Annotated in this window: 28 protein-coding genes and 1 other RNA gene; 10 read left to right on the forward strand and 19 right to left on the reverse strand. The window is 63.0% G+C overall.

Going from position 1 to position 24665, the window contains the following annotated elements:
- Nucleotides 1-61: 61 nt before the first annotated feature.
- From BMX62_RS09625 to rsmI, 3 genes are all read right to left on the reverse strand, one after another.
- Nucleotides 62-382, reverse strand: coding sequence for a MerR family DNA-binding transcriptional regulator (locus BMX62_RS09625; RefSeq protein ID WP_202906247.1), 321 nt, complete (start codon nucleotides 380-382; stop codon nucleotides 62-64).
- A 133-nt stretch (nucleotides 383-515) separates the two neighbouring features.
- Nucleotides 516-866: RNase P RNA component class A (gene rnpB, locus BMX62_RS09630), an RNA gene on the reverse strand.
- A 54-nt stretch (nucleotides 867-920) separates the two neighbouring features.
- The gene (rsmI, locus tag BMX62_RS09635) at nucleotides 921-1763 is read right to left on the reverse strand and encodes a 16S rRNA (cytidine(1402)-2'-O)-methyltransferase (RefSeq protein WP_090207999.1); all 843 of its coding nucleotides are present in this window, start codon (nucleotides 1761-1763) and stop codon (nucleotides 921-923) included.
- Nucleotides 1764-1871: 108 nt separating this feature from the next.
- On the opposite strand from rsmI, the gene BMX62_RS09640 reads away from it, so the two are divergent.
- Genes BMX62_RS09640 through BMX62_RS09655 form a run of 4 tightly spaced genes read left to right on the forward strand, consistent with a single transcriptional unit; the run spans nucleotide 1872 to nucleotide 6081 of the window.
- A complete protein-coding gene (locus BMX62_RS09640) occupies nucleotides 1872-3725 on the forward strand; it encodes a penicillin-binding protein activator (RefSeq protein ID WP_090208001.1) in 1854 nt (617 codons plus the stop codon).
- Nucleotides 3722-4075, forward strand: a complete 354-nt coding sequence (locus BMX62_RS09645; RefSeq protein ID WP_090208003.1) for a YraN family protein — start codon at nucleotides 3722-3724, stop codon at nucleotides 4073-4075. Before BMX62_RS09640 ends, BMX62_RS09645 begins: the two co-directional genes overlap by 4 nt.
- Before the next feature lie 12 nt (nucleotides 4076-4087).
- A complete protein-coding gene (locus tag BMX62_RS09650) occupies nucleotides 4088-4678 on the forward strand; it encodes a phosphoheptose isomerase (RefSeq protein WP_090208005.1) in 591 nt (196 codons plus the stop codon).
- Between the two features lie 2 nt (nucleotides 4679-4680).
- The gene (locus BMX62_RS09655) at nucleotides 4681-6081 is read left to right on the forward strand and encodes an FAD-binding oxidoreductase (protein ID WP_090208008.1); all 1401 of its coding nucleotides are present in this window, start codon (nucleotides 4681-4683) and stop codon (nucleotides 6079-6081) included.
- A gap of 6 nt (nucleotides 6082-6087) precedes the next feature.
- Here the strand turns inward: BMX62_RS09655 and BMX62_RS09660 are convergent, their stop codons facing one another.
- The 6 genes from BMX62_RS09660 to BMX62_RS09685 all read right to left on the reverse strand — a co-directional run bounded on the left by BMX62_RS09660 (nucleotide 6088) and on the right by BMX62_RS09685 (nucleotide 10898).
- Nucleotides 6088-6492 (reverse strand): ClpXP protease specificity-enhancing factor, encoded by a 405-nt coding sequence (locus tag BMX62_RS09660; protein WP_090208013.1) that lies wholly within the window; start codon nucleotides 6490-6492, stop codon nucleotides 6088-6090.
- 39 nt (nucleotides 6493-6531) lie between these two features.
- Nucleotides 6532-7155 (reverse strand): glutathione S-transferase N-terminal domain-containing protein, encoded by a 624-nt coding sequence (locus BMX62_RS09665; protein WP_090208016.1) that lies wholly within the window; start codon nucleotides 7153-7155, stop codon nucleotides 6532-6534.
- An 88-nt stretch (nucleotides 7156-7243) separates the two neighbouring features.
- Nucleotides 7244-7978 (reverse strand): cytochrome c1, encoded by a 735-nt coding sequence (locus BMX62_RS09670; RefSeq protein WP_090208019.1) that lies wholly within the window; start codon nucleotides 7976-7978, stop codon nucleotides 7244-7246.
- Nucleotides 7978-9360, reverse strand: coding sequence for a cytochrome b (locus BMX62_RS09675; RefSeq protein WP_090208022.1), 1383 nt, complete (start codon nucleotides 9358-9360; stop codon nucleotides 7978-7980). The genes BMX62_RS09670 and BMX62_RS09675 overlap by 1 nt, the downstream gene beginning before the upstream one ends.
- Nucleotides 9357-9959, reverse strand: a complete 603-nt coding sequence (petA, locus tag BMX62_RS09680) for a ubiquinol-cytochrome c reductase iron-sulfur subunit (RefSeq protein ID WP_090208172.1) — start codon at nucleotides 9957-9959, stop codon at nucleotides 9357-9359. The genes BMX62_RS09675 and petA overlap by 4 nt, the downstream gene beginning before the upstream one ends.
- A gap of 189 nt (nucleotides 9960-10148) precedes the next feature.
- Nucleotides 10149-10898 carry a Nif3-like dinuclear metal center hexameric protein gene (locus BMX62_RS09685; RefSeq protein ID WP_090208026.1) on the reverse strand — a complete coding sequence of 250 codons (750 nt, stop codon included), beginning with the start codon at nucleotides 10896-10898 and terminating at the stop codon, nucleotides 10149-10151.
- Nucleotides 10899-10963: 65 nt separating this feature from the next.
- Between BMX62_RS09685 and BMX62_RS09690 the strand changes: the two genes are divergently transcribed.
- Entirely contained in the window at nucleotides 10964-12124 is a 1161-nt protein-coding gene (locus BMX62_RS09690; RefSeq protein WP_090208031.1) for a Do family serine endopeptidase, read from the forward strand.
- A gap of 15 nt (nucleotides 12125-12139) precedes the next feature.
- Here BMX62_RS09690 and hisC read toward each other — a convergent pair whose 3' ends face one another.
- From hisC to BMX62_RS09740, 10 genes are all read right to left on the reverse strand, one after another.
- Complete coding sequence (gene hisC / locus BMX62_RS09695; protein ID WP_090208034.1) at nucleotides 12140-13237, reverse strand: histidinol-phosphate transaminase; 1098 nt, start codon at nucleotides 13235-13237, stop codon at nucleotides 12140-12142.
- Between the two features lie 25 nt (nucleotides 13238-13262).
- Nucleotides 13263-14579, reverse strand: a complete 1317-nt coding sequence (hisD, locus tag BMX62_RS09700; protein ID WP_090208037.1) for a histidinol dehydrogenase — start codon at nucleotides 14577-14579, stop codon at nucleotides 13263-13265.
- 34 nt (nucleotides 14580-14613) lie between these two features.
- Entirely contained in the window at nucleotides 14614-15669 is a 1056-nt protein-coding gene (locus BMX62_RS09705; protein ID WP_090208040.1) for a 3-deoxy-7-phosphoheptulonate synthase, read from the reverse strand.
- 48 nt (nucleotides 15670-15717) lie between these two features.
- Nucleotides 15718-16374 (reverse strand): ATP phosphoribosyltransferase, encoded by a 657-nt coding sequence (hisG, locus tag BMX62_RS09710; protein ID WP_090208043.1) that lies wholly within the window; start codon nucleotides 16372-16374, stop codon nucleotides 15718-15720.
- Nucleotides 16375-16379: 5 nt separating this feature from the next.
- The gene (gene murA, locus BMX62_RS09715) at nucleotides 16380-17639 is read right to left on the reverse strand and encodes a UDP-N-acetylglucosamine 1-carboxyvinyltransferase (protein ID WP_090208046.1); all 1260 of its coding nucleotides are present in this window, start codon (nucleotides 17637-17639) and stop codon (nucleotides 16380-16382) included.
- A 102-nt stretch (nucleotides 17640-17741) separates the two neighbouring features.
- Entirely contained in the window at nucleotides 17742-18047 is a 306-nt protein-coding gene (locus tag BMX62_RS09720; RefSeq protein ID WP_090208051.1) for an STAS domain-containing protein, read from the reverse strand.
- Nucleotides 18044-18697 (reverse strand): MlaC/ttg2D family ABC transporter substrate-binding protein, encoded by a 654-nt coding sequence (locus BMX62_RS09725; protein ID WP_090208054.1) that lies wholly within the window; start codon nucleotides 18695-18697, stop codon nucleotides 18044-18046. Before BMX62_RS09725 ends, BMX62_RS09720 begins: the two co-directional genes overlap by 4 nt.
- Before the next feature lie 15 nt (nucleotides 18698-18712).
- Nucleotides 18713-19171 carry an outer membrane lipid asymmetry maintenance protein MlaD gene (gene mlaD, locus BMX62_RS09730; RefSeq protein WP_090208057.1) on the reverse strand — a complete coding sequence of 153 codons (459 nt, stop codon included), beginning with the start codon at nucleotides 19169-19171 and terminating at the stop codon, nucleotides 18713-18715.
- Nucleotides 19172-19189: 18 nt separating this feature from the next.
- Complete coding sequence (gene mlaE, locus BMX62_RS09735) at nucleotides 19190-19969, reverse strand: lipid asymmetry maintenance ABC transporter permease subunit MlaE (protein WP_420795823.1); 780 nt, start codon at nucleotides 19967-19969, stop codon at nucleotides 19190-19192.
- A complete protein-coding gene (locus tag BMX62_RS09740) occupies nucleotides 19969-20760 on the reverse strand; it encodes an ATP-binding cassette domain-containing protein (protein ID WP_238375946.1) in 792 nt (263 codons plus the stop codon). The genes mlaE and BMX62_RS09740 overlap by 1 nt, the downstream gene beginning before the upstream one ends.
- 378 nt (nucleotides 20761-21138) lie before the next feature.
- Here BMX62_RS09740 and BMX62_RS09745 point away from each other — a divergent pair, with 378 nt between their 5' ends.
- From BMX62_RS09745 to lptB, 5 genes are read left to right on the forward strand one after another with little or no spacing between them, the layout of a single operon-like run.
- Complete coding sequence (locus BMX62_RS09745; RefSeq protein WP_090208063.1) at nucleotides 21139-22116, forward strand: KpsF/GutQ family sugar-phosphate isomerase; 978 nt, start codon at nucleotides 21139-21141, stop codon at nucleotides 22114-22116.
- Between the two features lie 30 nt (nucleotides 22117-22146).
- Nucleotides 22147-22674, forward strand: coding sequence for a KdsC family phosphatase (locus BMX62_RS09750; RefSeq protein WP_090208067.1), 528 nt, complete (start codon nucleotides 22147-22149; stop codon nucleotides 22672-22674).
- On the forward strand, nucleotides 22671-23234 hold the full coding sequence (gene lptC / locus BMX62_RS09755) for an LPS export ABC transporter periplasmic protein LptC (RefSeq protein WP_090208071.1): 564 nt from the start codon (nucleotides 22671-22673) through the stop codon (nucleotides 23232-23234). The genes BMX62_RS09750 and lptC overlap by 4 nt, the downstream gene beginning before the upstream one ends.
- A 28-nt stretch (nucleotides 23235-23262) precedes the next feature.
- Nucleotides 23263-23814, forward strand: coding sequence for a lipopolysaccharide transport periplasmic protein LptA (lptA, locus tag BMX62_RS09760; RefSeq protein WP_238375939.1), 552 nt, complete (start codon nucleotides 23263-23265; stop codon nucleotides 23812-23814).
- Complete coding sequence (gene lptB / locus BMX62_RS09765) at nucleotides 23811-24536, forward strand: LPS export ABC transporter ATP-binding protein (RefSeq protein ID WP_090208074.1); 726 nt, start codon at nucleotides 23811-23813, stop codon at nucleotides 24534-24536. The genes lptA and lptB overlap by 4 nt, the downstream gene beginning before the upstream one ends.
- The last annotated feature ends 129 nt before the right edge of the window (nucleotides 24537-24665 follow it).

Below are 24665 nucleotides of genomic sequence, written 5' to 3' on the forward strand. Positions count from 1 at the left end.
GCTTGAAACGCTGTCAAGCGCTTCGGCAATAACACCTTTCGTCCAGCTTGCCAGCCGACGGTTAATATTCTTGCCGAAGGACTTGCTCGCCATTGAACTCAACGTTCGCCAAACCCCTCGCCACAACAAACTCTTCCAGCACCCGGCGCTGATTAGCCAAGTCTGGCTTCTGCGCCTTTGAGGAGACCCGGCAATAGGCCACCAGTCGCGTTGGACCCTCAGGTGCATGCCGCCATCCGATGAACTCCCGCAATTGGGACTCAGTGTAAAGACGACGATTGCTGTCAGTCCGTGCCGCTGGAATGAGGCGCCCCTCGCGGTCCCAGCGCTGCAGGGTCTTGACCGAAACACCCAGCCGCTTCGCCGCCTTGCCTGTACTCATGGTGTTTTCCATAAGTCAAGAGTACACTATCGCGCATTTTTTGCAAGACTAGAGTCTAGCTCCGCAAAAAACCCCGTCCTTGAGGACGGGGTGGGATAGCGGCCGCAGTATGACAGCCGCCAAAGGCGTATCAGGGAGGAGCCGGCCGATAAGCCGGGTTCTGTCGGGGACAGTCATTCATCTGGGACCCACGTCACCATGGACCTCAAGCAGCCTACCCGGGTGCAGTGCGGGCCACACCGATGCACCCCTATTTGGCCTTGCTCCGAGCGGGGTTTGCCCTGCCACGGGGTGTTGCCACCCGTGCGGTGCGCTCTTACCGCACCATTTCACCCTTACCTGTGCCCAAAGGCCATCGGCGGTATCATTTCTGTGGCACTTTCCGTCGGCTCGCGCCGCCCAGGCGTTACCTGGCGCTCTGCCCTGGGGAGCCCGGACTTTCCTCCACGACCTCGGGGGCCGCAGCGACTGTCTGGCCGACTCCAGCCGGCATTCTAGGCCCTTGGGTACCCAAGGGCAAGACGGGCAGCCATCGGCCTTAGCGCAACGCCAGCGCTCGCTGATAGAGGGTGTTTTTGGAAATACCGGTGATCTCTGCGGCCAGTCGGGCCGCCGACTTGAGCGGCAGTTCAGCCAACAGCAATTGCAACACCCGCTCCGCCTCCGGGGTCAAGGTGACCGCCGCCTGCTGGGGAGCACCCGCCACCAGGATCACAAATTCCCCCCGTCCGTGGTTGGGGTCGGCCTGTTGCCAACGCACCAGCCCCGCCAGGGTATCCCCCTGTACCTGCTCGAAGGTTTTGGTCAATTCCCGGGCCACCACCGCGCGACGATCCCCCCCAAACACCTGGGCCATATCCGCCAGGGTATCGCCAATCCGGTGACTGGATTCATAGACAATCAGGGTACAGGGGGTATCCCGCAGGGCCTGCAGGCGGTTGCAGCGCCCCTGGGTCTTGGCGGGTAAAAATCCCTCGAACAAAAACCGATCCGATGCCAGACCGCTCACGGACAAGGCCGCAATCAGGGCGCAGGCCCCAGGTATGGGAGACACCCGCAGGCCCGCCTCCCGGGCCGCAGCCACCAGACGAAAGCCAGGATCACTGACCAGGGGGGTACCTGCATCACTGATCAGGGCAATGGACTGCCCCTGGGCCAGACGGGATAACAGGGCGGGCACCTGCTGTATTTCATTGTGCTCGTGCAGGCTGATCCGGGGCGTGGTCAAACCAAAATGGGTCAGCAAGGCCCCCGCACGCCGGGTATCTTCCGCCGCAATCAGGTCCACCGTCCCCAGAATATCCAACGCCCGCCGGGACAGGTCGGAGAGGTGACCGATCGGCGTGGCCACTACATATAAAACACCTGCCTTGATTGACATGCCGCACCCCGGCCAAGATACTGGAAAACACACTAAAATGGTTCGCCACTCTAACCTGCCCCCACAGGCAGGAGCAATAACGGCGCAGACCCTGGAAATCATGCACCCATGCGATTGACCATCCTGCCCTTGCTGGTTGCACTGCTGATGTCGGCCTGTGCCAGCCTGCCCCAGCCTGCCGACCCGCCCACCGATACCCTGGCCAGAGCCGCCCTGCTGGAACGGGAAGGCGCCCACCGGGCCGCAGCACTGGAATACCTTGACGCCGCCACCCAGCTACGGGGCGCAGACCAGGCCAGGGCCCAGCTCAATGCGGTCCATCTCCTGCTCCATCCACCGGCGGATGCAGAGCGTCAGGCACAGGCCATCGAGATTCTGGAACAGGTGGAATCAGCTCACCTGGATACCGTGGGCCGGGCACGACAGGCTGAGCTCCAGGCCCGTATCAGCCTCATCCAGGACGACCCGCAACAGGCCCTGGCGCAATTGCCGGTTTCCCTGGACCGGCTCCCCATCGGTCTGGTGGCCCGTATCCTGGAAACCCGTGCCAATGCCCTGGCGGCCCTGGCACGCTGGGATGAAGCCCTGGATACCCGCATCCGCCAAAGTGCCCTGTGGCATGGGGAAGACCGGGCACAACAGGCCAGCCATGAAGCCCTGTGGGCCATGATGGCGCAGATCCCCCCGGATCAACTGGCCCCGCTCATCGCCGGAGCAAGCCGTTTTGAGGCCCGCGGCTGGCTGAGTCTGGCAGCCCTGGCTCAAGATACGCCGCCCCGGCCAGCGGCCCTGGAAACGGCGCTGGATGGCTGGCAGCGGCAGTTTGACGGCCACCCGGCCAGCCCCCGGTTTCCCGACCGGTTGCGGGAACGCTGGGCTGCCCGGGAACAGCCACCAGAACATGTGGCCGTACTGCTGCCCCTGAGCGGTCGTTTTGCCACCGCCGCCCAGGCCATACTGGAAGGCATCATCGCCGCCTATTACGATACCCCCGCCGACCGCCGGCCAGAACTGCGCATCCACGATACCGGAGAGCAGGCAGAATCGGCCTGGACCTATTACCAACAGGCCGTGACCGAAGGCGCCCGCACCATTATCGGCCCCCTGGACCGGGATGCGGTCAACCTGTTTGCCCGTCATGGCCCCCTGCCGGTGCCGGTACTGGCCCTGAACCGGGCCGATGGCCACAGCGGATTTCCCCAGGGCCTGTACCAATTCGGCCTCCATCCTGAAGACGAAGCCCGCCAGGCTGCGGAGCGGGCCATCCTGGAAGAGCGCCAGCGCGCCGTGATCCTGATGCCGCGCACAGAGTTGGGGGAGCGTCTTCAGCGGGCCTTCCATGACCGGTTCGAGGCCCTGGGCGGACAGGTGGTCAGCACTCAGTTCTTTGACCCGGAAGCCGCTGACTATGGTGCGACCATCATGGCAGCCCTCAATATCCGCCCCCGGGGTGGCCGGGAGGGCACCTCTCCGCCCAGGGGCGATGTGGATTTGATCTTTCTCTCCGGCAATCCCCGACAGGCCCGGCTGCTCTGGCCCCAGTTGCGCTTCCATCGCGCCGGACAGATTCCGGTGCTGGCCACCTCCCATGTCTATGGGGGCTGGCCCGATCCCCGTCAGAATCAGGACCTGGACGGGCTGATCTTTGCTGATATTCCCTGGTTGTTGCCCCAGGCCAATCCCCGCCCGGAACTGCGTGCCCATCTGGATACCCAGCTTTCGGGCAACACCCGGCGCCTGCCCCGCCTGATGGCTCTGGGCTTTGATGCTTTCCAGGTGTTGCCACTGCTGGAATGGCTTGCCGACCATCCGGGGGAGCGCCATCAGGGACTGACCGGTGGCCTGCGGATGGATGCCAACGGTCAGATAAGCCGGGACCTGAACTGGGGTCAGTTCGTCGGTGGACAGGCGCAGCAGGTCCGGCAGGCCCAGTTGCCCGTCACCGAAGACGCGCAACCATGAACAACCGCAAGGCCCAGGGTGATGCAGCTGAGGCCCGTGCCTGCGCCTTTCTGGAGCAGCAGGGGCTACGGCTGATCACCGCCCAGTTTCGCTGCAAGGCGGGGGAAATCGACCTGATCATGGAAGACCAGGGTACCCTGGTCTTCGTGGAGGTGCGCCAACGGCGCTCCGCCCGCTATGGCGGTGCCGCTGCCAGCATTCACGGCCGCAAACAGCGCCGTATCCTGGCCGCTGCCGCCTTTTATCTTCAGATTCATGGCGGCAATCGCCCGGCCCGGCTGGATGTGGTGGCCATCGAGGCCGATGACCGCCTGAACTGGATTCCCAACGCCTTTGAGGCCAGCCCCTGAGTCGTATCCCCCATGCTCTTGCAAGACATCATCCACCAGAACTTTGCCGAAACCATTGAAACCCAGCAAAATGCCGCCTTGAGCCTGGCCGAACCCATCGAACAGGCGGCCCAATGCCTGCTGGATACCTTTCTTGCCGGACAAAAACTGCTGATCTGCGGCAACGGCGGATCAGCAGCCGACGCCCAGCATTTTGCCTCGGAGCTGGTCAACCGGTTTGAACATGAACGACCAGGGCTGCCGGCAGTGGCCCTGACCACCGATAGCTCCATCTTGACCGCCATCGCCAATGATCATGCCTACGATCAGGTCTTCGCCCGGCAGGTACGGGTACTGGGTCAGGCCGGGGATGTCCTGGTGGCCATCTCCACCTCGGGCCATTCCGCCAACGTACTTGAGGCCATCAAGGCGGCCCGGGAGCGGGAGTTGCGGGTGGTGGCCCTCACCGGTCGGGATGGCGGCGCCCTGGCGCCCCTGCTGTGTGCCAGGGATATCGAGATTCGGGCACCCACGGGACGCACTGCCCGGGCGCAGGAAATTCATCTGGTGGTGATTCACATCCTGTGTGACCTCATCGACCGTCAGTTGCTGGGCATCCGTTAGTCATGTCCCTGCCCACCAGCCTGCTCAAGTCGCTGGCCACGGCAGTGGGTCGGGACAATCTGCTGACCCGCGCTGCAGATTGCTGGCCCTATGGTGGCGACAACTCCCGTCTGCACGCCCCACCCCAGGCGGTGGTCTTTGCCACCTGTACCGAACAGATCCAGGCCGTGGTGCAGCATTGTCGAGCCCATGGCGTCCCCCTTGTTCCTCGTGGACGCGGCACCGGTACCACCGGTGCCACCGTGCCGGATCAGGGCGGGGTGGTACTGACTCTGGAGCGCATGGATCGCATCCTGGACATGGACCCGGATAACCGGCTGGCAGTGGTCCAGCCCGGTGTCACCAATCAGGCCCTGCAGGATGCCGCTGGTCATCATGGGTTTTTCTGGCCACCAGACCCGACCAGTGCCGCCTACTGCACCATTGGCGGCAATCTGGCCTACAACTCCGCCGGACCAAGGGCGGTGAAATACGGGACTCCCAGAGACAACACCCTGGGCTTGACGGCGATTACCGGCAGCGGCCATCTGCTGCGTACCGGTGTCCATACCACCAAGGGCGTGGTGGGCTACGATCTGACCCGGCTGCTGATCGGCTCCGAGGGCACCTTGGGCATCATCACCGAGGCCATTGTCAAACTCACCCCCCTGCCAGAGGCAAAACGCACTTTACAGGCAGTGTACACCTCCATGACTGCCGCTGCCCAGGCTGTTTCCCGAATCATGGCCCAGCCGGTGGTGCCCTGCGCCCTGGAATTCATGGATGGACGGGCCATCGACATGATCCGCCACTATTCCCAGGCCGCCCTGCCCGAGGATGCCGGCGGACTGCTGATGATCGAGGTGGATGGACCGGAGGCGGGTCTGGATGCGGCGGCTCAACGGGTGGCGGCAGCGGCAGCGGGGGAAGGGTGCCTGGAGGTGGCACTGGCCCGGACCCAGGCCGAGGTCAAGGCCCTGTGGGCCACCCGCAAGGCGCTGTCACCGGCCCTGCGTACCATCGCCCCCAAAAAGATCAACGAAGATGTGGTGGTGCCGGTCTCGAAAATGCCGGTTCTCATCAGTGGCCTGGAAAAACTGGGGAGCAGCCACGGCATCACCATTGTCAGTTTCGGTCATGCCGGTAATGGCAACATTCACGTCAATCTGCTGGTGGACCCGGACGACACCGAACAAATGAAGGCCGCCGATGCCTGCCTCAAAGGGGTGTTCGATCTGGTGCTGGGCCTGCGGGGCAGCATTTCCGGGGAACATGGTATCGGACTGGTAAAACGCCCCTTCGTGGCCCAGGAACTGGGCCAACCGGCCCTGGCGCTGATGCATGATCTAAGACGGTGCTTTGATCCAGATGGCATCCTGAATCCGGGCAAGGGCCTGCCGCCACTGCCGGATAGGGCGACCTGATGGATTTTATTTGACCACCCGCAAACTGGGCCCCTTGCGGCGTCCGCCCTGATCCTTGCTGTCGTCGTCCCCACCGGTGGGCGGCGGCTCATCCCCGTCCCCATCCTCGGATTCGGCAAACATCATCCCCTGACCATTCTCCCGGGTATAAATGGCCAGCACCCGGTCAACAGGCACCATCACATTCATGGGACGCCCACCGAAACGGGCATTGAAAGTGATGGTCTCGTTATTGATCAGTAACCCGGTCACTGCCAGGGGCGCCACATTGAGCACGATACGGCCATTTTCCACATACTCACGGGGAACCACCACCTCAGGGGCGGCATCCACCAGCAAATGGGGGGTCATTTGATTATCCACGATCCATTCATAAATGGCGCGGATGAGATAGGGCTTACTGGAAGTCATGGCGCAACTCGAATGCTCAGCAATATCACGGGCAGGGTATCAGTGCATTTCCTTCTCGGCCTCGGTCAGGCTCCGGCGGAAGGCAGGACGTGCGAACATGCGCCGGGCATAGTCGCGGATGGGGGCAGGCAGCTTTTCCAGAGGGATGCCGTAATAGGGCAAGCGCCACATGACCGGCATGATGGCCGCGTCAACAAGACTGAATTCATCGCTGAGAAAATAAGGCTTGATGGCAAACACTTCACTGGCCGCCACCAGGCTCTCATGGAAAATCTTGCGGGCCTTGGGGGTCTGCTTGTCCGAGGCGGCATCGAGATTGTCCAGGCTGCGATACCAGTCCATCTCCACCCGATAAAGCGCCAGACGGGCCGTGGCGCGAGCCACCGGGTCCACCGGCATCAAAGGCGGATGGGGAAAACGCTCATCCAGGTATTCATGGATCACCTGGGTGCCGTAAAGCACCAGTTCCCGGTCCACCAGGGTGGGTACCGAGTCATAGGGATTCAAGTCGGAGAGGTCTTCAGACTGATCTCCTGCTGCAATGTGGTGGATATCCACCGTGATGTCCTTTTCAGCCAGCACAATCCTGACCGAATGACATCTCGGGCAGGTGGGTGCTGAAAAGAGCGTCATGACGGATCTACGATTGGCGATTAACGCCATGGAGGCTCTCCGCTTGGGTGGCCGCCTGGTTCCGTGGGGCCTGCTGAAACAAAGGGGCATCCTTGCCCCTTTTCCGAAGCGACGTCAATCAGTGCACGTCTCTCCAGTATTCCCGCTTGAGCAGATAGGCCAGGAAAGTGAAGAAGGCCAGGAACAGCAATACCCACTTGCCCAGTTCATGACGTTCCATCTTCACCGGATCTGCCACATAGGCGAGGAAGTTGGTGATGTCGCGGACCACTTCATCATACTCCTCGGTGGTCAGCTTGCCCTCGGCAACCTGTTCCAGCTTGATGTTGCCGTCTTCACCCACATTGGCCTGCCAGCCCTGCAGTTCCCACAGAACGTGAGGCATGCTCATGGCTTCAAAGATGGCATTGTTCACGCCCATGGGCCGGCTGTCATCCAGATAGAAGCTGCGCAAGGTGGTGTAGATCCAGTCCGTACCCCGCAGGCGAGCGGTGAGGCTCAGATCGGGGGCAGGCTGACCAAACCACTCTTCTGCGTCATCGGGCTTCATGGCAATCTTGATCAGTTCGCCAACACCCGTTTGATCGCCAGACGGATCACGGGTATGGATGAACTGCTCCCGAAGCTGGTCATCGGTCAGCCCCAGGTCACGGCCCATGCGGTTGTAGCGCTTGAACTGGATCGAATGACAGCCGATACAGTACTGGAAGAAGTGCTCCGCGCCACGCTGCAGGGAGGCCGTATCGCTCATGTCGATATTGGCCCGGTCCAGAGGCAGGGAAGGGCCAGCCGCCAGCGCCGCAGTGGGCGCTGCACAGGCCAGCATGAATACAAGCGTCATCATTTTTTTCATCACGAAGTCACCCTCGCCGGAACCGGCTTTTCCTCGTTGAGCTGGGTGTACAGGGGCAGCAGCAGGCAGATCACCAGGTACACGGTCGGAATGAACCACATGGCCACCAGCAGGGTCTGGTCGACACCGGCTCCCAGGCGCAGGTAATCCCAGTAGGTGTAACCGCCCACCAGCACCAGGAAGGACAGCCAGCTGAACAGGGAAGACCGGGGCTGACTATGGAACCAGAGTACGAAGAAGAACAGCAGGTAGACCGCCGTCAGGCGCAGGCCCAGTTCGGCATAGAAGGGCTCCACCGGCTGCAGACCCAGATAACCCAGCACCACAAAGGTCAGACCGAAGAACACGATGTTGAACTTGTGGATGGCACTGCGATAGCGCCAGGACTTGATCGGGTTACGGTCGATCCAGGGCAGGAAGAACAGGATCAGCACGGCACCGAACATGAGCAATACACCCAGGAACGGATCGGGCACGGCACGCAACACGGTGTAGAAGGTGCCAAAGTACCACACCGGATGGATCAGTTCGGGGGTCACCATCGGGTCAGCCATCTGGAAGTTGGCTTTTTCGATGAAGAAACCGCCGGCCTCCGGGGCAAAGAACACCACAGCAAAGAACAGGATCAGGAACACGCCGAAACCGAACATGTCCTTGACGGTGTAGTAGGGATGGAAGGGAATGCCATCGGCGGGATGACCGTTGCTGCCGGTGAACTTCTTGATTTCCACGCCGTCGGGGTTATTGGAACCCACGGCATGCAGGGCCACGATATGCACAAACACCAGCATCACCAGCACCAGCGGCAGGGCCACCACATGCAGGGCGAAGAAACGGTTGAGGGTGGCATCGGAGATCAGGAAGTCACCCCGGATCCAGGTCACCAGGTCGCCCCCGATCACCGGAATGGTGGCAAACAGGTTCACGATCACCTGGGCACCCCAGTAGGACATCTGACCCCAGGGCAGCATGTAGCCGGCAAAGGCTTCTGCCATGAGCACCAGATAGATGGCCACCCCAATGACCCAGATCAGCTCACGGGGTCGTTTGTAGGAGCCATACATCAAGGCCCTGAACATGTGCAGATACACCACAATGAAGAAGGCCGAGGCCCCGGTGGTGTGCATGTAGCGGATGAACCAGCCCCACTCCACATCACGCATGATGTATTCAACGGAGGCAAACGCCAACTGGGCGTCCGGCTTGTAGAACATGGTCAGGAAGATGCCGGAGACAAACTGGATCACCAGAACCAGAACCGCCAGGGATCCAAAGTAGTACCAGAAATTGAAATTCTTTGGTGCGTAGTACTCAGCCAGATGCTCGTTCCAGGTCTTGGTGAGCGGGTATCTGGCGTCGATCCAGTCTACTAGAGCTCTCATGCGGCAACTCCTTCGTCATCCTCGCCGATCAGGACGAGGGTCTCCGACAGGTACTTGTGGGGCGGAACCGCCAGGTTGGTGGGGGCAGGTACGTTACGCCACACCCGACCGGCCAGATCGAAGCGTGAGCCGTGGCATACACAGAAGTAGCCACCTCGCCATTCGCTACCCAGGTCTGGAGGGGTCAGTTCAGGGCGGTAGCTGGGGGAGCAGCCCAGGTGAGTACAGATACCGATCAAAATGGAATACTCCGGCTTGATGGACCGGGTTTCATTCTGGCAGTAGGCCGGCTGCTGGGATTCCACCAGGGAATCCGGGTCCGCCAGCCGGGGGCGGTTTTCCGGCAGCAGATCAAGCATCTGCGGGGTGCGATGGGTAATCCAGATGGGCATACCACGCCATTCCACACGAATGAGCTGTCCTGGCTCCACCTGGGAAACATCCACTTCAACCGGTGCTCCCGCTGCCTGGGCACGGGCACTGGGCGCCCAGGATGCCAGATAGGGGTAAGCCACCGCGACGACACCCGCTCCGCCGACCACGCTGGTGGCCGCGACCAGGAATCGCCGTCGACTCTGGTTCACGCCTTCGTTAGCCATCAAAAAGATCTCCAATTGAGTTCCAGAAAAACCGCCGGTCGCCGGACACCCGCCAACGGTCGAGCACAATAAATCCGCCCGCCGCAACAAAGTCCCCTTGACCCGTCGGGGCACTCAAAACGCTGTAGGATTCCCGAAGATGCCCGCAACGTCAAGAGAAAACGCCCCACCATCCAGCAACATTATCATTTATATGGGATTTTCCATATCCATGAATACATGGGACAATGCCAGTGTCCGGGCCAGGTACTCTCCCAGCGCCTGTACACCATATCGTTCAGTGGCATGATGTCCCGCCGCGAAATAATGGATACCCGCTTCCCTGGCCACATGCACGGTGGATTCTGATATCTCTCCGCTGATATAGGCATCCAGCCCCAGGGATGCCGCCTTTTCGATCATGCTCTGGGCGCCGCCGGTACACCATCCCAGCCGACGGATCACATCGGGTCCGCCGGAAATCCACAGCGCCTCACGCCCCAGGCGTCGGGACAGGCGCTCCCCCAATGCCTGGGGGGACAACGGGGCATCGGGCACACCGATACAGCCGACACCATCGTCCCGCAACCCGCCCTGGATCTGAAAGTCCAGTAACCGGGCCAACTGGGCGTTGTTTCCCAACTCCGGGTGGGCATCCAGGGGCAGATGATAAGCCAGCAGACTGATATCATGTTCAAGCAGGCGCTTGAGCCGCTCCCGCTTGAGGCCGACAATCCGGGAGTCCTCGCCCTTCCAGAAATAGCCGTGATGGACCAGCAGGGCATCAGCCCCCTGGTCGATGGCCGCCTCGATCAACGCCTGGCTGGCAGTGACGCCAGTCACGAGACGGGAAATATGCGGCCGACCCTGCACTTGCAGCCCATTGGGGCTATAGTCGTTGAATGCGCCCACATTGAGCAACGTGTCGACATGGCTGACCAGGTCCCGCAGAGCGACCATAAGCTTATCTCCATATTGCAGTGTGAGCGGGCCATGACCCTACACCACTATCAGATGTTATTGCCATGACCCCGATCAGTCGTTTTTTGCTTCAAGTGGTGGGCGTTGGCCTTGCCGTGGCCGCCCTCATGCTGGTGTTTTTTCCCGATGTGCTGCGGGAACCCCGTCCCGTGGTGGAAGTCCGGCAAAGTGAACGGGCCATTCTGCCCGGTGCCATGACCGGCCCGGTCTCCTATGCCGATGCCGTCAGCCAGGCCGCTCCAGCCGTAGTCAACATCCACACCCGCAAGACCGTGGTGCAACGGGGCCACCCCTTCATGGACGATCCTCTGTTCCGGCAGTTCTTCGGTGATCGTTTTGATGGTCCCCGCCAACGGACCCAGACCAGCCTGGGATCGGGGGTGATCATCAGTCCCCAGGGTTTCATCCTGACCAACAATCATGTCATCGAGGGGGCTGACGAGATCGAGGCCCTGCTGGCGGACGGCCGCAGCGTGGCGGCCACCGTGGTGGGCACCGACCCGGAAACCGATCTGGCCATCTTGAGGATCGACGCGGCCGGGCGCGCCCTGCCCAGCATCGTGGTCGGCGCCTCCGCCGGCCTGCGGGTAGGGGATGTGGTCCTGGCCATCGGCAATCCTTTTGGTGTGGGTCAGACCGTGACCCTGGGCATCGTCAGCGCCACCGGTCGCAGTCGCCTGGGCATCAACACCTACGAAGACTTCATCCAGACCGATGCCGCCATCAATCCGGGCAACTCCGGCGGCGCCCTGGTGAACGCCCACGGCGAACTGGTGGGTATCAACACCGCCATTTTCACCCGTTCCGGCGGCTCCCAGGGGATTGGTTTTGCCATTCCGGTGGATCTGGCCCGGGACGTGATGACCCAGATCATCGAACAGGGCACTGTGGTGCGGGGCTGGTTGGGCATCGAGGTCCAGGAGATCACGCCCCAACTGGCCCGGTCCTTTGGTCTGCCGGATGCCCGTGGTGTGCTCATCGCCGGCGTGCTCGCCAGCGGCCCGGCGGCCCGGGCCGGGATTCGTCCGGGGGATGTGATCACCCATCTGGACGGGGATCGGGTCAATGACGCCCAGGATGCCCTGAACTTCATCGCCCGTCGCAAGCCCGGCGAGACCCTGGCCATTCAGGGGGTGCGGGAGGGCCAGCCGGTGCGGATTCAGGCCGAGGTGGGTCAGCGACCGGCTGTGCGCAGGGCTTCCTGATCCCTGCCCTCAGGCTCAGAGGGCGGCCTCAAGGGCCGCCAGGAAACGGGTGTTTTCCTCCGGCGTCCCCACCGTCACCCGCAGGCAGTCGGCCAGCAGGCCGCCCTGCCCTGACAGATCCTTGATCAGCACCCCGCCGGCGCGAATCCCCTCGAAGATCTCCCGCCCCCGGCCAGGGGGCACCCGGAACAGGATGAAATTTGCCTCGCTGGGGAAGGGCGCCACCCCCGGCAGGGCCGCCAGGGCCTTGAACAACGCCTCCCGGTCCCGGCGAATCCAGGCCGCCTGCTCGTCCAGTACCCCATGATGGGCCAGGGCAAATTCCGCCGCCGCCTGGGTCAGGACATTGATGTTGTAAGGCAGACGGACCTTGTCCAGTTCTTCGATCCACGCCGGCATTCCACATAGATAACCCAGCCGCAGACCGGCCAGTCCCAGTTTGGAGACGGTACGCATCACCAGCAGACGGCTATCCTTGCCCACATCCGGCAAAAAGCTGTCCCGGGCAAAGGGACCATAGGCCTCGTCCACCACCACCAGTCCAGGTGCCGCCCGAATCAGGGTTTCCATCTCGGCCCGGGGCCAGAGGTTGCCGGTGGGGTTGTTGGGCCAGGCCAGAAACGTCACGGCGGGCCGGTGTCGTTCCAGGGCCGCCAGCATGGCCGGCATGTCCAGGGAAAAATCCGGCTTGAGGGGGATACCCACAAACTCCAGACCCAACCAGCGGGCCACCATCCGGTACATGACAAAGCCAGGCTCCGGCGCCATCACCACCCGTCCGGGGCCGGATACGGCCATGAGCAGGATCTGGATCAGTTCGTCGGAACCGTTGCCCAGCAGCAATGCCGCCTCACCGGGCACCCCCATCACCGTGCGCAAACGGGTCACCAGTTCGGTGCCCTTCGGGTCCGGATACCGGTTGACCGGCAACCGGCTCAGGGTCTCGGCCCAGGCATTGCGCAACGACGGCGGCCACTCATAAGGATTTTCCATGGCATCCAGCTTGATCAGGCCCCGGGCCGAAGGCACGGGGTAGGCGGACAGTTCACGGATCTCGGCCCGGATCAGGTGTTCCGGGCCAGGTGCCGTCACGGCGAGGGGATCTTGGGGCATGGTGTCGTGTACAGGCAATGAAAGCTCAACGATCATCAACCGGGGGGTCGATGCGGTATTCCGCCGAACAGGCATGGGCCACCAGCCCCTCCCCCCGGGCCAGCACGGAGGCGGTCCGCCCCAGATCGGCGGCCCCGGCGGCGGAGCAGTGAATCAGGCTGGAGCGTTTCTGGAAGTCATAGACCCCCAGGGGCGAGGAAAAACGCGCCGTGCGGGAGGTGGGCAGCACGTGGTTGGGACCGGCACAGTAATCACCCACGGCCTCGGCGGTGTGGCGCCCCAGGAAGATGGCGCCGGCATGGCGAATGCGCCGGGCCATGGCCTCTGGCTCGGCCACGGACAGCTCCAGATGCTCCGGCGCCACATGGTTGGCCACCGCCACCGCCTCGTCCAGATCCCGTACCCGGATCAGGGCGCCCCGGGCGGCCAGGGAGGCACGAATGATCCCGGCCCGGGGCATGTGTTCCAGCAGGGCATCCATGGCCCCCGCCACCGCCTCCAGGAAATCCCCATCGGGACTGACCAGGATGGCCTGGGCATCTTCGTCATGTTCGGCCTGGGAGAACAGATCGGCGGCGATCCAGTGGGGATCGGTGAGGCCATCACAGACCACCAGAATCTCGGACGGCCCCGCCACCATGTCGATCCCCACGGTCCCGAACACCATGCGCTTGGCGGTGGCCACATAGATGTTGCCGGGGCCGACGATCTTGTCCACCGGGGGGATGGTCCCGGTGCCGTAGGCCAGGGCCGCCACCGCCTGGGCCCCGCCGATGGCAAACACCCGATCCACCCCGGCCACAGCCGCCGCCGCCAGCACCAGGTCGTTCACCTGGCCGTCCGGCGTGGGTACCACCATGATCACCTCGGGCACCCCGGCCACCTTGGCCGGGATCGCGTTCATGATCACCGAGGAGGGATAGGCGGCCTTGCCGCCGGGCACATAGAGCCCCACCCGGTCCAGGGGACTCACCTGCTGGCCCAGCACGGTGCCATCAGGCTCGGTGTATTGCCAATCAGACAATTTTTGGTGCTCGGCATAGCGGCGTACCCGCTCCGCGGCCCGTTCCAGGGCCTGTCGATGTTCCGGGGCGATGCGGGTCAGGGCCTGCTCAAGCCGGTCCCGGGGGATCTCCAACTCAGCCACGGCGGTCTTTTCCAGGCGGTCGAACCGGGCCGTGTATTCCAGCACGGCCGCATCGCCCCGATGGCGCACATCGGCCAGGATGTCGCCCACGGTGGTGAACACGGCCTCGTCGGACACGCTCTCCCAGGCCAGCAACTGATCCAGTCGGGTGCGGAAATCGGCTTGTCGGGAGTCCAGGCGATGGATCTGGGGCATGGGGGCCTCGCAACACAAAGGATTGAATGGGGGTTCAGCGCCCGCGTCGTGCCCGAACCGCGGCGGCCAACTCCCGCAACAGGGGGGCGGTATCGTCCCAGCTCATGCAGGCATCGGTGATGCTCTGGCCGTAGACCGGGGGCTTGCCCGCCACCAGATCCTGACGACCCGCCATCAGATGACTTTCCAGCATCACGCCGATAATACGCCGATCGCCGCCATGAATCTGGGCCGCCACGGAGCGGGCCACTTCCACCTGGCGGGCCGGATCCTTGCGGCTGTTGGCATGACTGCAGTCGATCATGAGGTGAGGCACCAGACCCGCATCCTCCAGGGCCTCGGCAGCCGCGTCCAGGCTTTGGGGATCATAATTGGGCGTCTTGCCGCCCCGCAAAATGATGTGACAGTCCCCGTTGCCGGCGGTGGAAAAGATGGCCGAATGGCCCGCCTTGGTCACGGACAGAAAATGATGGGGCTTGCCGGCGGACCGGATCGCATCCACCGCCACCTGAAGGCTGCCGTCGGTACTGTTCTTGAAACCCACCGGGCACGACAGGCCGGAGGCCAGTTCCCGGTGAACCTGGCTTTCCGTGGTGCGGGCGCCGATGGCCCCCCAGGCCACCAGGTCTGCCACATACTGGGGGCTGATCAGGTCCAGATATTCGGTGGCCGCTGGCATGCCCTGTCGGGCCAGATCCAGCAACAGACCGCGGGCCAGGCGCAACCCCGTATTGATTTCGAAACTGTCATCCAGATTGGGGTCATTGATGAGCCCCTTCCAGCCCACGATGGTCCGGGGTTTTTCAAAATAGACACGCATCACCACTTCCAGATCGATGGCCAGTTCATCCCGCAATCCCTGCAGACGGGCGGCGTAGTCCCGGGCCGCCTCCACATCGTGGATGGAACAGGGACCGGCAATCACCAACAGACGATCATCCTCCCCCTGGAGTATCCGGTGAATGGCGTTGCGGGACTCGTAAACGGTCCGGGCCGCCTCGTCGCCGAGGGGATACTCCCGGTGGAGCTGTTCCGGGGGAGACACTTCCTGGATACCCAGGATTCTCAGATCATCGGTCTGGTGTGGCATCGAATTTGGTGATCCTCTCGGGAAATGTGGATGTCACGGGGCTGGCCATCACTGGCGGCACTGGGCGGCCTGGGCCTGCACCGCCGCCTCAAGATCCTTGAGCAGACGTTTGACCCAGGCGGACTTCATCTTCATGGCGGCCTTGTTCACCACCAGACGGGAACTGATGTCGGCAATATGCTCCAGGGGCACCAGGCCGTTGGCCTTGAGGGTATTGCCGGTGTCCACCAGATCCACAATGGCGTCGGCCAGCCCCACCAGGGGGGCCAGTTCCATGGAGCCGTAGAGCTTGATGATCTCCACCTGCTTGCCCTGCTCGGCGTAATAACGGCGGGTGATGTTGACGAACTTGGTGGCCACCCTCAGGCGACCGCTCAGGCTGGCGGCCTCCGGGCGGCCCGCCACCATCAGACGGCAGCGGGCGATGTTCAGGTCCAAAGGCTCGTACAACCCTTCCCCGCCGTGCTCCATCAGCACATCCTTGCCGGAAACCCCCACATCGGCGGCCCCGTACTGCACATAGGTAGGCACGTCGGTGGCGCGGATCACCACCAGTTTCACATCGTCACGGTTGGTATCCAGGATCAACTTGCGACTGGTTTCAGGATCATCCCTTGGCTCGATTCCGGCCTGGGCCAGCAGCGGCAGGGTATCCTTGTAAATCCGCCCCTTGGACAGGGCAATGGTCAGGGTCTGTTCAGGCATGACGCTCATCCGGGCACCCGACGAATGCCGGCACCAAGCTGGGAAAGTTTTTCCTCAATGCACTCGTAACCACGGTCAATGTGATAGATCCGGTCCACCAGGGTGTCACCATCGCTCACCAGACCCGCCAGAATCAGGCTGGCAGAGGCCCGCAGATCGGTGGCCATCACCGGTGCGGCCTTGAGTCGTGGCACCCCCCGGATAATGGCGGTATTGCCCTCGATACGAATATCGGCCCCCATGCGCTGCATCTCCAGGGCGTGCATGAACCGGTTTTCGAACACCGTTTCCGTGATGGTGGCAATGCCTTCGGCCACGGTGTTCAAGGCCACGAACTGGGCCTGCATGTCCGTGGGAAAGGCGGGATAGGGGGCTGTACGCAAGCTCACGGCCCGGGGGCGCCGCCCCTGCATGTCCAGTTCGATCCAGTCCTCACCCACATTGATATGGGCACCCGCCTCTTCCAGCTTGAGCAGGACCGCGTCCAGGGTCTTGGGCGCTGTATCCCGGGTGCGTACCCGGCCTCCGGTCATGGCGCCGGCCACCAGAAAGGTGCCGGTTTCAATCCGGTCTGCCAGTACCCGATATTCACAGCCATGCAGGCTGGACACCCCTTCCACGGTGAGGGTGTCGGTGCCGGCCCCGTGGATTCTGGCCCCCATGGCCTTGAGACAGTTGGCCAGGTCCACCACTTCCGGCTCCCGGGCGGCATTTTCGATGACGGTAATGCCATCGGCCAGACAGGCGGCCATGAGCAGATTTTCGGTACCGGTCACGGTGACCGTATCCAGTACCAGACGCGCCCCCTTGAGGCGATTGGCACGGGCACGGATATACCCCCCTTCCACCCGGATATCCGCCCCCATGGCCGCCAGGCCCTCCAGATGGATATTCACCGGACGGGAACCAATGGCGCAGCCCCCCGGCAGGGACACTTCCGCCTCGCCGTAACGGGCCAGCAGAGGGCCGAGGACCAGAATGGAGGCGCGCATGGTACGCACCAGCTCGTAGGGGGCCACACATTGGTGGAGGGTGGAGGGGTCCACCTCGATGCGCATGCGCTCATCCACCGTCAGGGACACCCCCATACGGCCAAGCAGCTCCATGGTGGTGGTCACGTCCTGCAGATGGGGCACATTGCCGATGGTCATGGGGCCATCGGCCAGCAATGTGGCCGCCAGAATGGGAAGGACCGCGTTTTTGGCACCGGAGATGCGAACATCGCCCTCCAGTGGACGGCCACCGCTGATGATCAGTTTATCCATAGGGGGAGGGATGATAGCGGAAAAGCAGGCCAAGGGGGGAGTACCGGCCTTGACGTTCTCCTCTCCCTGAAGGAAGAGGATTCCTGCTGCGAGGTTGCAAAATCAAGCTTCCTGGCGCAACACATCCTCCAGATCACTGACCGCGACCAGGGCCTGCATGTGCTCGGGCATGCCGGTGAAGACCAGAGGACCGCCCTGGGTACCCCCACAATCCTTCATCCAGCCCACCAGCAGCGCCACGCCGGCGCTGTCACTTCGGGTCACCCCCGACAGATCCACCCGGCAGGGACCGGACCCACCCTGGAGCAGGGTCCGGGATTCCCGCCACAGATCGGGTACCGTGGCCAGGGTCAGTTCACCCATGACCCGGATACCGGCCTCGGTCCGTTCCAGCCGCGCCTCGCTCACCGGCCCGACCCCGCCTCGGCCTGAACGGCTTCCTCGATGAGGGATTCGTCACCGGCCTCCAGACGCTCGATCAAGGCATCCAGGCCATGGCGTTCCACCTCGGCACCGAAGTTGGTGCGGAAATTGGTCACAAAACTCAAGCCTTCCACGGTCAGATCGAAAATCTTCCATTGGCCATCCACGGGCCGCAGGCTGTAGATGACGGGGATGTTGGATCGCCCCTGCCCCATGACGATCTCGGTGGCCACCGAAGCCATGCGGTCATCCTGACGGCTGCGATGGGGCAGTACCCGGATATCCTTGTCCATGTGCTCGGCCATCTGCAGGGTGTAGGTGCGCATGAGCATGTTCTGGAAGGCGGTGGTGAATCGCTCCCGCTGCTCGGGGGTGGCGGTGCGCCAGTGGCGGGCCAGGATCAGCCGCGACATGCCCTGCACATCCACCACCGGCAGGATGATGTCGTCCACCAGGGCGTAGAGAAACTCCGGATCATTGCGAGTCCGTTCAGGATCTTCCCGCAGTTTGTTCAGCACCTGGGCGGAGGTCTGCTCCACCAGCTTCACCGGATCCTGGGGGGCCGCCACTGCCGGTACCAGGCTCAGAACCAGGACCAGACAGGCGGTGAAAGTCAGATGGACAAGGGGTTTCATCAAGGGGACTCCACATCAGTTTCCGGTAAGGTTGACCAGCACCCGGCCGATCAGTTCCTCCAGCACCAGGGCCGACTGGGTGAACAGGATCACGTCGCCGTCCCGCAGTACCTCATCCTCGCCGCCGGGTTCCAGGGCGATGTACTGCTCCCCCAGCAGGCCGGCGGTATAGATGCTGGCCTGGGTATCCGTGGGCAACTGGTCATAGCGGGCGGAGATGGTGAAGCTGACCCTGGCCTGATAACGCTCGGCGTCGTAGGTGATGGCGGTCACCCGCCCCACCCGGACGCCGGCCATGGTCACCGGGGCACGCACCTTCAGGCCACCGATGTTGTTGAAATAGGCATGCACCTCATAGCCGTCGCCGCCCCGGTATTCGCCCAGATTGCTCACCTGGACCGCGAGCATGAACAGGGCCGCCAGGCCCAAGGCCACGAAGATGCCCACGGTGATTTCAATCCTGCGCGTCGTCATCTTGCTGCCGTCCCGTTATCAGATATCACCGAACATGAGTCCGGTCAGAATGAAGTCCAGGGCCAGAATGGCCAGTGCCGTGTGCACCACGGTGCGGGTGGTGGCCCGGCTCACCCCTTCCGAGGTGGGCGTGGCATCGTAACCTTCAAACACGGCGATCCAGGCCGCCACCACGCCAAAGACCATGCTCTTGATCACGCCATTCATGATGTCTTCGTGGAAATCCACGCTGGCCTGCATCTGGGACCAGTAGGCACCGGAATCCACCCCGAGTACCCCCACACCAATGAAATAGCCACCGGCCACGCCGACGGCACTGAAAATGGCCGCCAGCAGGGGCATGGAAATCACGCCGGCGAGAAAACGCGGTGCAATCACCCGTTTGTACGGGTCCACTGCCATCATTTCCATGCTGGAGAGCTGCTCCGTGGTCTTCATCAGGCCGATCTCCGCCGTCAGCGCGGAACCGGCCCGACCGGCAAACAGCAACGCGGTCACCACCGGCCCCAGTTCACGGACCAAGGACAGGGCGACCACGGTACCCAAGGCTTCGGCGGCGCCGAAATCCACCAAGGTGATGTAACCCTGATAGCCCAGCACCATGCCCACGAACAGCCCCGAGACAGCGACGATCAGCAGGGACAACACCCCCACCGAATAAATCTCCCGCAGCAGGAGTCCTGGCCGGCGCACCAGCGTCCCCATGGCCAGCAGGGTGCGCAGCAGGAACAGATGCCCCCGCCCCAGGCGCTCCAGCACCCCCAATGTCCAGCGGCCCAGTCGTTGCAAGGATCCCATCACCGCGTATCGCCTCCCATGAGGTCATCCTGATAGTCCGGCGCCGGATAATGGAAGGGCACCGGGCCATCGGGCAAGCCTTCAAGAAACTGGCGGGACCAGTCCGAGGCGTCCTGGCGCAACTGCTCCGGCGGACCGGCGTCCACCACCCGGCCCTCGGAAATGAGATAGACCCAGTCGGCAATGGAACTGGCCTCGGCCACGTCATGGGACACCACGATGCTGGTCATGCCCAGGGCATCGTTGAGGCGACGGATCAGGGAGACGATGACCCCCATGGTGATGGGGTCCAGGCCGGTAAAGGGCTCGTCGTACATCATCAGCAGCGGGTCCAGGGCGATGGCCCGGGCCAGGGCCACCCGCCGGGCCATGCCGCCGGAGAGTTCACTGGGCATGAGGGACACCGCCCCCCGCAGGCCCACCGCCTCCAGCTTCATGAGCACCAGATTGCGCACCAGGGGTTCCGGCAGGCGGGTGTTCTCGCGGATGGGGAAGGCCACGTTGTCAAACACGTTCAGATCCGTGAGCAATGCCCCGCTCTGAAACAGCATGCCCATGCGCCGGCGCAGGCGATACAGTGCCCGGCGTGACAGGCGATGGACATCCTGCCCCTCCACCAGCACCTGGCCGTGATCGGGGCGCAGTTGCCCCCCGATCAGCCGCAGCAACGTGGTCTTGCCGGTGCCGCTGGGGCCCATGATGGCCGTCACCTGTCCCTGGGGAATGGTGATATTGAGGCCGTCGAAGATCTTGCGCTCACCACGGGCAAAGTGCAGGTCGCGGATCTCGATCCAGGGCGTCTTGTGGGGAGAGGGATTAATGGTCCGGATCCTGGGTTTGAATGGGGGCGGCCACCGCCGGGCACAGATCATGGGGGCCACGGCTAAAGCCGGGAAGGCTTCTTGTGGCCATTGTGCTGAAACCGCCAAGAAGCTGCAAAATAATCTTGCTCAATTCCCCTCAGGCATTGATAGCATAAAAGCACCGCAAACAACCCACCGCTCTGCGGTAACCTGGGATGCCGACCACCGGGAACCCCCCGCACCGTTGGATGGGACGCCTTACACAGCGACTTGAATGCAAATGGCCACGATTTTACTACATGGTGTGCTGCGCGCAAGCGCAATTCCTTCCGCGACTGAAGTTGCGGGTTTCCTTGCGGAGGATTTATGAAACTCAATCCGGACAAAACCCGCGAACTGGCCCTGGCGGTGCTGGACACGGAGGCCGAGGGCATCCGTGGCCTGATGACCCGCATCGACGCCCGGTTCATCCGCGCCTGCGAACACCTGCTGGCCTGCACCGGGCGGGTGGTGGTCACGGGCATGGGCAAGTCCGGCCATGTGGGCAACAAGATCGCCGCCACCCTGGCCAGCACCGGCACCCCCGCCTTCTTCGTCCACCCGGGCGAGGCCAGCCACGGAGACCTGGGCATGATCACGCCGGGGGACACGGTCATTGCCCTGTCCAACTCCGGCGAAACCGATGAACTGCTCACCATCCTGCCCCTGATCCGCCGCCTGGGGGTGCCGATGATCGCCCTCACCGGCAATCCCCGTTCCACCCTGGCCCGGGAAGCCACCGTGAATCTGGACGTGAGTGTGGCCCGGGAAGCCTGCCCCCTGGGCCTGGCCCCCACCGCCAGTACCACCGCCACCCTGGCCATGGGGGATGCCCTGGCGGTGGCCCTGCTGGAAGCCCGCGGTTTTACTGCCGACGACTTTGCCCGCTCCCACCCGGGAGGACGCCTGGGCCGCCGGCTGCTCCTGCATGTAGGGGACATCATGCACACCGGTGATCGCATCCCCATGGTGCGGACCGATGCCCGCCTGAGTGACGCCCTGCTGGAAATCAGCCGCCAGGGCCTGGGCATGACGGTGGTGGTGGACGAACAGGGACGACTCATGGGGGTCTTCACCGATGGCGACCTGCGCCGTACCCTCGACCGGGGGGTGGACGTGCATGTCACCGCCATCGGCGAAGTGATGACCCGCCAGTTCAAGACCGCCACCCCCACCATGCTGGCCGCCGAAGCCCTGAAGATCATGGAAGATCACAGGATCAGCGCCCTGCCGGTACTGGACGAGAACCGGCGTCTGGTGGGTGCCCTCAACATGCACGACCTGCTGCGCGCCGGCGTGGTCTGATCCGGGTCCGAGCCGTGGTATCTTTACCCGATGACAGCATCTTTCACTGAACGCGCACGACGGGTGCGCCTGGTCATCTTCGATGTGGATGGCGTGCTCACCGACGGCAGCCTGTTCCTGGACGACGACGGGCGCCAATACAAGGCTTTCAACAGCAAGGACGGCCTGGGCCTGCGCATGCTCATGGACAGTGGCGTGCAGGTGGGCATCCTCACTGGCCGCCGCTCGGGGGTGGTGGAACACCGGATGCGGGAACTGGGCATCCGGCTCGTGGTTCAGGGCCGCCGGGACAAACAGGTGGCCCTGGAAGGACTGCTGGCAGAGGCGGGGGTCGATGCCGGGGATACCGCCTATGTGGGAGATGATCTGGTGGATCTGCCGGTGATGCGTCGGGTGGCGCTGGCCGTTGCGGTGGCCGATGCACACCCTCTGGTCAGAGAACAGGCCCATTACGTCACCCAACAACCGGGTGGGCGTGGTGCAGCCCGGGAGGTGTGTGAATCCATCATGGAAGCCCAAGGCACCCTGCAGGCCGCTGTGGCGGCCTTCCTGCAGTGAAGCCCGCCTCGCTGTTCCTGGTTCTGCTCATGACGCTGGTGGCAGCCGGCGGCTTCTGGCTGGCCAGGGACGCCGATGAACGCCGCCGGGTGGTGGAAGAGGCGGCCATCGAGGGAACCGATTTCTTTTTGGAGCATTTTTCCGCCGTACACATGAATGCCCAGGGAGAACCTCATTACCAGCTTCAGGGAGACCGGATGGAACAGCGTCAGGCCGATGGATCTCGCTGGCTGGAAGCGCCCGTGTTGACCCTGCGTTACAGTGCCGATGCCCCCTGGACCCTGCATGCCGAACAGGGCTGGATCTCCCCCAGCGGAGATCAGGTCAAACTGCTGGGGCAGGTCCATATTCACCGGGCCAGCCAAGGGGAACGGGAGCCCATCACCATTGTGACCAGAGACACCACCCTCTGGCCCGGTCCCCGGCAGGCCGTCACCGATGCCCCGGCCCATCTGCAGACCACCTTTCAGGAAGCCCAGGGCCGGGGGCTGTTCCTGGACCTGCAGCATGACATTCTGGAACTCAAACACGAAGCACGGGGCGTCTATGTTCCTCATTAGGGCAGTGCCCAGTCACTCAATAAACGCCATGGCCCTGGGCCCTTCCAGCACCGGTGGCCGGGGTATTTTTCAGGGCTTCCCCAGGCGGCAGATGATCCTGACCCTGGCCATCCTGCTGTCGGTGGGTCCCCTTCAGGCCCAGGCGGATCGTACATTGCCCATCCATATCGAAGCAGACTCGGCCACCCTGGACGATAACCGGGGCATCAGCATCTATCGGGGCAATGTGCGCATCACCCAGGGCACCACAGAAATCAGTGGCGACACGGTCACGGTCCATACCCCGGGGCGGCAACTGGAGCGCATGACTGCAGAAGGCCAGCCGGCGACCCTGCGCACCCAGGACCCACAAGGCCGGGAAGTTCAGGCCGAAGCCACGCGGATGGCGTTTTTTCCCAATGAACAGCGCATGGAATTGAGCGGCAATGCCCGGGTTCACCAGGGCACGGATGAGTTCCGGGGCAGTCGCATCATCTACGACCTGCATACCGCCACCCTGGAAGCCCGTACCGGAGACACTGGCCGGGTCGAGGCCATCTTCACCCCCAGGGAACAGACCTCGACTCAGGAGACCCCATGAGTCGCCTGCAAACCCAGGATCTGGTGAAACAATACCGCGCCCGCAAACCCGTGGACGGGGTTTCCCTGCATGTGGAGAGCGGCGAAGTGGTGGGCCTGCTAGGTCCCAATGGGGCCGGAAAAACCACCTGCTTCTACATGATTGTCGGCCTTGTTCCCTGCGATGGCGGCTGCATTACACTCAACGAAAAAGACATCACGCCCTTGCCCATGCACGCCCGCGCCCGACTGGGGATCGGCTATCTGCCCCAGGAAGCCTCGGTATTTCGTAAATTATCGGTCCAGGATAACCTGCTGGCGGTGCTGGAAACCCGCCGTGACCTCAACCCCGGGCAGCGTCGGGAACAGATGGAATCCTTGCTGGAGGAATTTCAGATCGGCCATATTCGGGACAGCCTGGGCATCAGCCTCTCCGGCGGTGAACGACGGCGGGTGGAAATTGCCCGGGCTCTGGCCTCCGAACCGGCTTTCATTTTGCTGGACGAACCCTTTGCCGGCGTGGACCCGATCTCGGTGATCGAGATTCAGCGTATCATCACCCATCTGGTATCCCGGGATATTGGCGTGCTGATCACCGACCATAATGTGCGCGAAACCCTGGGTATCTGCAACCGGGCCTATATCCTCAGCGACGGTCACCTGATCAGCGAAGGGCCGCCGGAGGTGGTGCTGGCAGATCCCCAGGTGCGCCGGGTCTACCTGGGGGATCATTTCCGACTATGAAGCTAAAGTTTTGAGCCAACTCAAGGTTTGCCCACACTGGGTCACATTTTCCGTGCCAGGCCGTATAATCCAGAAGACATACCGGATGCATGACGGACAAACGCCGTCGGCACCACCACTACCCTTCAA

This window comes from Ectothiorhodospira magna (genome assembly GCF_900110965.1).
Classification (GTDB): Bacteria; Pseudomonadota; Gammaproteobacteria; order Ectothiorhodospirales; family Ectothiorhodospiraceae; genus Ectothiorhodospira; species Ectothiorhodospira magna.

What these genes read in the sequence shown, in the direction of transcription:
- murA (WP_090208046.1), bottom strand. Translation starts at nt 17,639, where the DNA reads ATGGATAAACTGATCATCAGCGGTGGCCGTCCACTGGAGGGCGATGTT.
- BMX62_RS09650 (WP_090208005.1), top strand. Translation starts at nt 4,088, where the DNA reads ATGCTCTTGCAAGACATCATCCACCAGAACTTTGCCGAAACCATTGAA.
- petA (WP_090208172.1), bottom strand. Translation starts at nt 9,959, where the DNA reads ATGGCTAACGAAGGCGTGAACCAGAGTCGACGGCGATTCCTGGTCGCG.
- rsmI (WP_090207999.1), bottom strand. Translation starts at nt 1,763, where the DNA reads ATGTCAATCAAGGCAGGTGTTTTATATGTAGTGGCCACGCCGATCGGT.
- BMX62_RS09655 (WP_090208008.1), top strand. Translation starts at nt 4,681, where the DNA reads ATGTCCCTGCCCACCAGCCTGCTCAAGTCGCTGGCCACGGCAGTGGGT.
- mlaD (WP_090208057.1), bottom strand. Translation starts at nt 19,171, where the DNA reads ATGACGACGCGCAGGATTGAAATCACCGTGGGCATCTTCGTGGCCTTG.
- BMX62_RS09750 (WP_090208067.1), top strand. Translation starts at nt 22,147, where the DNA reads ATGACAGCATCTTTCACTGAACGCGCACGACGGGTGCGCCTGGTCATC.
- BMX62_RS09690 (WP_090208031.1), top strand. Translation starts at nt 10,964, where the DNA reads ATGACCCCGATCAGTCGTTTTTTGCTTCAAGTGGTGGGCGTTGGCCTT.
- BMX62_RS09725 (WP_090208054.1), bottom strand. Translation starts at nt 18,697, where the DNA reads ATGAAACCCCTTGTCCATCTGACTTTCACCGCCTGTCTGGTCCTGGTT.
- BMX62_RS09640 (WP_090208001.1), top strand. Translation starts at nt 1,872, where the DNA reads ATGCGATTGACCATCCTGCCCTTGCTGGTTGCACTGCTGATGTCGGCC.
- BMX62_RS09670 (WP_090208019.1), bottom strand. Translation starts at nt 7,978, where the DNA reads ATGAAAAAAATGATGACGCTTGTATTCATGCTGGCCTGTGCAGCGCCC.
- BMX62_RS09645 (WP_090208003.1), top strand. Translation starts at nt 3,722, where the DNA reads ATGAACAACCGCAAGGCCCAGGGTGATGCAGCTGAGGCCCGTGCCTGC.
- BMX62_RS09705 (WP_090208040.1), bottom strand. Translation starts at nt 15,669, where the DNA reads ATGCCACACCAGACCGATGATCTGAGAATCCTGGGTATCCAGGAAGTG.
- BMX62_RS09675 (WP_090208022.1), bottom strand. Translation starts at nt 9,360, where the DNA reads ATGAGAGCTCTAGTAGACTGGATCGACGCCAGATACCCGCTCACCAAG.
- mlaE (WP_420795823.1), bottom strand. Translation starts at nt 19,969, where the DNA reads ATGGGATCCTTGCAACGACTGGGCCGCTGGACATTGGGGGTGCTGGAG.
- hisD (WP_090208037.1), bottom strand. Translation starts at nt 14,579, where the DNA reads ATGCCCCAGATCCATCGCCTGGACTCCCGACAAGCCGATTTCCGCACC.
- BMX62_RS09625 (WP_202906247.1), bottom strand. Translation starts at nt 382, where the DNA reads ATGAGTACAGGCAAGGCGGCGAAGCGGCTGGGTGTTTCGGTCAAGACC.
- BMX62_RS09685 (WP_090208026.1), bottom strand. Translation starts at nt 10,898, where the DNA reads ATGGTCGCTCTGCGGGACCTGGTCAGCCATGTCGACACGTTGCTCAAT.
- hisC (WP_090208034.1), bottom strand. Translation starts at nt 13,237, where the DNA reads ATGCCCCAAGATCCCCTCGCCGTGACGGCACCTGGCCCGGAACACCTG.
- hisG (WP_090208043.1), bottom strand. Translation starts at nt 16,374, where the DNA reads ATGCCTGAACAGACCCTGACCATTGCCCTGTCCAAGGGGCGGATTTAC.
- BMX62_RS09665 (WP_090208016.1), bottom strand. Translation starts at nt 7,155, where the DNA reads ATGGCGTTAATCGCCAATCGTAGATCCGTCATGACGCTCTTTTCAGCA.
- BMX62_RS09660 (WP_090208013.1), bottom strand. Translation starts at nt 6,492, where the DNA reads ATGACTTCCAGTAAGCCCTATCTCATCCGCGCCATTTATGAATGGATC.
- BMX62_RS09745 (WP_090208063.1), top strand. Translation starts at nt 21,139, where the DNA reads ATGAAACTCAATCCGGACAAAACCCGCGAACTGGCCCTGGCGGTGCTG.
- lptB (WP_090208074.1), top strand. Translation starts at nt 23,811, where the DNA reads ATGAGTCGCCTGCAAACCCAGGATCTGGTGAAACAATACCGCGCCCGC.
- lptA (WP_238375939.1), top strand. Translation starts at nt 23,263, where the DNA reads ATGGCCCTGGGCCCTTCCAGCACCGGTGGCCGGGGTATTTTTCAGGGC.